This is a genomic window from Corallococcus sp. 4LFB (assembly GCF_046520365.1).
In the GTDB taxonomy this organism is placed as follows: Bacteria; Myxococcota; Myxococcia; order Myxococcales; family Myxococcaceae; genus Corallococcus; species Corallococcus caeni.
Map to the genome: position 1 here is coordinate 1 of NZ_JBKGHJ010000682.1, position 3,494 is coordinate 3,494.

At 72.0% G+C, this 3,494-nt stretch carries 6 protein-coding genes; 2 read left to right on the forward strand and 4 right to left on the reverse strand.

The window, feature by feature from the left end:
* Both ACLEQD_RS39445 and ACLEQD_RS39450 read left to right on the forward strand, forming a co-directional pair.
* A partial coding sequence (locus ACLEQD_RS39445; protein ID WP_410391081.1) for a hypothetical protein occupies positions 1 to 180 on the forward strand: 180 nt, incomplete at its 5' end.
* On the forward strand, positions 177 to 494 hold the full coding sequence (locus tag ACLEQD_RS39450) for a CHAT domain-containing protein (protein ID WP_410391080.1): 318 nt from the start codon (positions 177 to 179) through the stop codon (positions 492 to 494). The genes ACLEQD_RS39445 and ACLEQD_RS39450, both read left to right, overlap by 4 nt.
* A 13-nt stretch (positions 495 to 507) precedes the next feature.
* Here ACLEQD_RS39450 and ACLEQD_RS39455 read toward each other — a convergent pair whose 3' ends face one another.
* From ACLEQD_RS39455 to ACLEQD_RS39470, 4 genes are all read right to left on the reverse strand, one after another.
* A complete protein-coding gene (locus ACLEQD_RS39455; protein ID WP_410391074.1) occupies positions 508 to 693 on the reverse strand; it encodes a hypothetical protein in 186 nt (61 codons plus the stop codon).
* The gene (locus ACLEQD_RS39460; RefSeq protein ID WP_410391076.1) at positions 678 to 1,406 is read right to left on the reverse strand and encodes a hypothetical protein; all 729 of its coding nucleotides are present in this window, start codon (positions 1,404 to 1,406) and stop codon (positions 678 to 680) included. Before ACLEQD_RS39460 ends, ACLEQD_RS39455 begins: the two co-directional genes overlap by 16 nt.
* Positions 1,403 to 2,182, reverse strand: coding sequence for a cupin-like domain-containing protein (locus tag ACLEQD_RS39465; protein WP_410391077.1), 780 nt, complete (start codon positions 2,180 to 2,182; stop codon positions 1,403 to 1,405). Before ACLEQD_RS39465 ends, ACLEQD_RS39460 begins: the two co-directional genes overlap by 4 nt.
* 520 nt (positions 2,183 to 2,702) lie before the next feature.
* A partial coding sequence (locus ACLEQD_RS39470; RefSeq protein WP_410391078.1) for a cupin-like domain-containing protein occupies positions 2,703 to 3,494 on the reverse strand: 792 nt, incomplete at its 5' end.

The following is a 3,494-nucleotide window of genomic DNA, read 5'->3' on the forward strand; positions in this document are numbered from 1 at the left end:
CCTGGCGGGGCGCAGCGGCTGCTGCGGCTCAAGGCGCGCAGGCCACGCCCGAGGCGCGTGCTGGAGGCGATGGAGCAGGCCACGGACATCGACATCCACGCGCACGGCGTGGTGGACCGCGCGCTGTCGGACGCCACGTCATCGCGCTGTCGCCGCAGCAGGACGGCCACTACGCGCTGACCGCGGAGGAGCTGCGCCGCCGTCACCTGCACGGCGCGCCGCTGGTGGTGCTGGGCGCCTGCAGCGCGGCCCGCCTCGCGCCCATCCTGCATGAGACGTCATCGCTGCCGCAGGCGTTCGTCGCGTCGGGGGCCCGGGCGGTCTTCGCCGCCACGGCGGAGATCCCCAACGACGCGGGCGCCTTCTTCCGCGCGGTGCGCGAGCGCATCCAGTCCGGCGAGGAACCCTCCCAGGCCCTGCGGGCCGAGCGCCTCGACTGGCACCAGAAACAGCCCGGCCTGCGCTGGGTGGACAAGGTCCTGCTCTACCAGTAGCGCCGGGCGCGGCTCAGTCCCTCGGAGGCAGCGGCGACGGCTGGGGCTCCGCGTCGGCGTCCCAGGTCACGTTGGGTTCAGGCAGCGCGAAGGCTTCGAACGAGACGGCGACCCCGCCGTCTGGCGCACTGAAGCCGTACCACCACCCCACCGGCAGCAGCACGCACTCCCCGGGAGACAGCGTCACCTCCAGGCGCAACGGCGCCTCGTCGCCCCCGGGCCGGACGACGCCGTCGTCACCCGCCGCAGCTCGAAGGCCGGGACGAGCTGGAGCCGCCGCTCCCCGTGCACCTGCGCCAGCAGGACGTTGTTCCGTGCCGCGCGCAGGGGGACCTCCGCCCCGGCCGGCTCCCACCACAAGCGGGGCTCGCACGCGCGCGCGTCCTCCGCCGTGAAGCCCCGGAGCGTCGTCAGGCCCTGTGCCAGTGACTCCAGCCGGGGGTCCTCGAGCAGCGGCACGCAGCACGCGTGCTTCGCCTCACGCGCGCCCAGCAGCGCGGCGACGCTCTCGCGGCTCCAGGCGCGAGCCTCCAGCGACGCGCTCCAGCCCTCCCGCAGCACCACGGGCAGGTTGTCGAAGTAGTAGCGGTCGAAGAACGCGGCGGGCGTCAGCGCGTCATGCCGGTCCACCCGCGGAGGCCCTTCCGTCTGCTGGAACAGCTCCGCGTACACGTCCAGCAGTCCCTCCAGCTTGCGCTGCATGCCCACCGCGCGCAGGGCTCCCGCGACGAAGGGCTCCTGCTGCTCCACCTCCACCGCGCGCCGCGCCTGCTCCGGCGTCACGCCCGCCTTCTCCAGCGACGCCACCAGTTCCTGCGGCGGCGCACCGCGCACCAGGTTCTCCACCAGCCACCGCCGCCACTCGGGCGTCAGCGGCGAGGTCCCCGCCTCTACTTCTCGCGATGCGCTCATCGGTGCTCCTCCGAAGGCCTGGCGCCCAGCCAGCCGTCCCGCCAGCAGGTGTTCAGCCCGGGTGTCTGCTCGAAGCTCACGAACGTCACCGACAGGCTCGGCTCCAACGCCCGCAGCGCGTGCCACCACCCCACCGGGATGAAGAGCGTGTCTCCCGGCCCCACCTCCACCGTGTGCAACGCCACCCGGGCGAAGTCCGGGAAGCGCTCCAGGTCCGGCGCCAGCACGTCCACCGCGCTGTAGAAGCCGCGCACGTTGGACATCCACGGCGTCTCCCACGAAGGCGCCAGCCACACCTGCTTGCGCCCCCACACCTGACAGAAGAGGACGTTGAGGTGATCATGGTGCAGGTTGGACAGCGTCCCCGCCGGCCCCAGCCACAGGTGCACGCGGTCGGGCTCGCGCAGGTCCGGGTGGATGTAGCCCTCCGGCGCGCGCAGGTCCTCCAGCAGCGGCCGGAACGCCTCGCGCAAGAGCAGGCTGTTCCGGGCCACCAAATACATGTCGTTCGCCGGCGCACCGTCGAACCGCGCCAGCAGCTCCCGCAGCGGCACGTCCCGGCGCAGGCGGTCCGCGTGGAGGTCCGGCAGCGCCTGGGCATCGCGCCCCGCCATCACCTCCACCGTCTCGTCACCGAAGCGCTCGGCCATCCACGCGGGCGTCCACCGCGTCCGCGCCGGCCAGTCCTCCATCAGCCCTTCAATCACAACCGGCCGGTTGCGCCGGTAATACATATTGAAGAATTCCGCTGGAGCCAGCCTCGACCGCCGCTCCACGCGCGGCCCTGGCAATGCCTGTCGTCGCAACGCCGACCGCGCCCCAAGCAATGATTCAAGCAATCCCAGACGTCCCGTGAACTCCCGGGCCCGCGCCACCGCGGGGTGCGCCTGCGCGGCCCGAATCGTTTCCCAGACAACCTCCGAGGCCACCCCCGCCGCCTCCAACCGGGCCCCCAGGCCTTCGGAGGGCACTCCCCGCGCAAGGTTATTCGCGAGCCACGTTCTCCATACAGGGGGGAAGGAAGACGTCATCGCCTGCCCCCTTGAGCCGGGCTGAACCATTTGGGTCGTCCACATCCACCAAGAGCGGACTCCATGACGCCTCCCGAGAACTCATACAAAATCGTCCCCAACCCGAATCCCCCTTGTGACCCCGCGCAGGAGGACCTCAGCCGGAAGCGGATCCCCGAATCCCCCGCGCCCACGCCGCCGCCCTCCACACCGCCCCTTCCTGAAACGCCGAAGGACGAAAACCTCAACGGCTGACGCAAGCCATTGAAGCGGAAAAAGGCACACCTCAACCGAAGGTGTGCCACCACGCGTTCCCGCCCGGCACGTCCAGCGACTGGAACGTCAGCGACACGCTCACGTCCAGCGCGAGCACCTGGTGCCACCAGCCCACGGGGATGAAGAGCATCTCCCCCGGGCCCACCACCACCTCGTGCACGTGCGCGGTGGCGAAGTCCGGGAAGCGCTCCAGGTCCGGCGCCGCCGCGTCCACGGCGCTCCACACGTGCTCGCGGTTGTACAGGTGGGGCGTCTCGAAGGAGGGCACCAGCCAGAAGCGCTTGCGCCCGTGGACCTGGCAGAACAGCACCGAGTCCACGTCATGGTGCAGCGCCGTGTGCGTGCCCGCCGGGCCCACCCACAGCTTGATGCTCCCGGGCTGCCGCGTCGGGTACACGAAGCCCGGGGCCGGCCGCAGGTCCTCCAAGAGCCCCCGCAGCTCCGGCCGCTCCAGCGCGAAGTTGCGAGCGGTGAGGTACAGGTCGTTGGTGGGCCCGCCGTGCTCCAGCCGGCGGAGGAAGTCCGCCAGCCGCATCACCGTGCGGCACGCGTCCGGAGCCAGGTCATGGTCCGCGCGGGCTTCGCGGCCCGCCATGACCTCCACCTCCACGTCGCCGTAGTCGCGCGCGAGCGCCTCCGGCCGCCAGCGCTCCAGGAGCGGCCAGCCCTCCAGGAAGTCCTCCAGGACGACGGGCCGGTGCGCCCGGTAGTAGCGCGCCTGGAACTCCTCCGCGCACACGCCCCGCCGCCGCTCCACCCCCGGCGGGACTGCCATGCAGCGACGCGCGCGCGTCCACGCAGC